2 protein-coding genes are annotated in these 1,876 nt (G+C 70.0%); both read right to left on the reverse strand.

The window, feature by feature from the left end; genetic code table 11:
* On the reverse strand, window positions 1-330 hold a 330-nt coding region (locus ABZ646_RS45985; protein ID WP_360533587.1), incomplete at its 3' end, for an aldo/keto reductase.
* A gap of 11 nt (window positions 331-341) precedes the next feature.
* Window positions 342-1,712 (reverse strand): MFS transporter, encoded by a 1,371-nt coding sequence (locus tag ABZ646_RS45990; protein ID WP_360533590.1) that lies wholly within the window; start codon window positions 1,710-1,712, stop codon window positions 342-344.
* Between the last annotated feature and the right edge of the window lie 164 nt (window positions 1,713-1,876).

Raw genomic sequence — 1,876 nt, forward strand, 5'->3', positions numbered from 1 at the left:
CGGCAGCGCCTGGTGCAGGATCAGCAGGTCGATCCGGTCGACGCCGAGCTTGGCGGCGCTCTTGTCGAATCCGTGCAGGGTCTCGTCGTAGCCGTAGTCGCTGATCCAGATCTTGGTTTCCACGAAGATCTCGTCGCGGGGAACCCCGGAGTTGCGGATTGCCTGGCCGACCTCGCGCTCGTTGCCGTAGGCGGCGGCGGTGTCGATGTGCCGGTAGCCGAGCTCCAGCGCGGCCGTGACCGCGGCGATCGTCTCGTCGGGCGAGCTCTGGAAGACGCCGAGGCCGAGAGCGGGCATCTCGACACCGTTGTTGAGGGTGAGGGTCTGCATCACGTACTCCTTTACTTGCGGGACGCCCGTGCGGGCACGATCAGGGTGAGGACAGCGGCGACCGCCAGGGCGAGCAGGACGGCGGAGCCCGTCAGCGCGGTGCCGGAGCGGGCCGCGATGTCGGCGGCCGCGTGACCGGTGGAGACGCTGGCGGCCACGGCCGTCAAGATGCTCAGGGCCAGTGCGCTGCCGATCTGGTGGACGGTGTTGACCAGGCCCGAGCCGGCCCCTGCGTCCTCAGGCGCGACGCCGTCGACACCGCTGGAGGTCATCGGGGCCAGCGCCAGGCCCTGGCCGGCGCCGATGACCACCATGGGCAGGGCCACTCCGGTCTGGTAGGGGGTGTGCAGGTCCAAGCGGCTCAGCCAGGCCATGCCCACGGTCGTCAGCACGACCCCCGCGGCCAGGACCCGGGGCCTGCCGAACCGCTCCAGCAGCCGGGGCACGCGAACAGCAAAGACGAAGTTGACCAGCGTCATCGGCAGGAAGGCCAGGCCGGCCTGCAGCGGTGTCCAGTGGTAGACGCTCTGCACGAACTGCGCGGTGAAGAAGAAGAACCCGATCATCGCGCCCATGTAGAGCATCCGGGTGAGGTAGGCGCCGGACCGCTCGCGGCTCGCGAACAGCCGCAGCGGCACGATCGGCTGCGCGGCCCGCCGCTCCACCCCGACGAACAAGGCCAGCAGCACCGCACCCGCTGCGAGCGGGAGCAGGGTGGCCGGTGCCGTCCAGCCGTGGTCGGCCGCGTCCACGATGCCCAGCACCAGCGCGGTCGATCCCAGCGTCGCCAGCAGCGCCCCGGCCACGTCGAACCGGCCGCCGCGCCGCTCGGTCTCAGGCAGGAACCGCACCGCCAGCACCATCATCACGATGCCGATGGGGACGTTCAGGAAGAACCCCGCCCGCCACGAGATCAGGTCTGCGACCAGACCGCCCACGACCAGCCCGAACGCCGCGCCGAGTCCGGCCACTGCGCTGTAGGCGGCCATCGCCCGGTTACGGGCCTTGCCCTCCGCGAAACTGCACGTCAGCAGGGAAAGCGCGGACGGGGCCAGAACGGCGGCGCCGACACCCTGGAGCGCCCGGGCCGCGATCAGCCACCAGGCACTCTGGGCGGCGCCCACCAGCAGCGAGGCCAGCGAGAAGACCACCAGGGAGTACAGGAAGACCTTGCGGTGCCCGAAGAGATCACCGGCGCGTGCTCCCAGGAGCAGCAGCCCACCGAAGACCAGGACGTAGGCGTTGGTGATCCACGACAGGCCCGTCTCGGAGAAACCCATGTCCAAGCGGATCTGCGGCAGCCCGGTGAACACGATCGAGTTGTCCAGGATGACCATGAAGTAACTGATGCAGATGATCGCCAGGATCAGCGTCGAACGCACCGGGCCCCCGGAGGCACGCTGCGCCTGGTGGCGCGGGGCGGTGATCCTGCCGCCGCTCGGCCCGCCCGGACGGCTTGAGTCGGTGACCGGCCCGGCGGGGGCGTCCGGTGGGGAGTGTAAATCTAACGGCGGATCCGACGATCATGGGAGAGACGTCAAGTGAC

Source organism: Streptomyces sp. NPDC007162 (genome assembly GCF_040634175.1).
Lineage (GTDB): Bacteria > Actinomycetota > Actinomycetes > Streptomycetales > Streptomycetaceae > Streptomyces.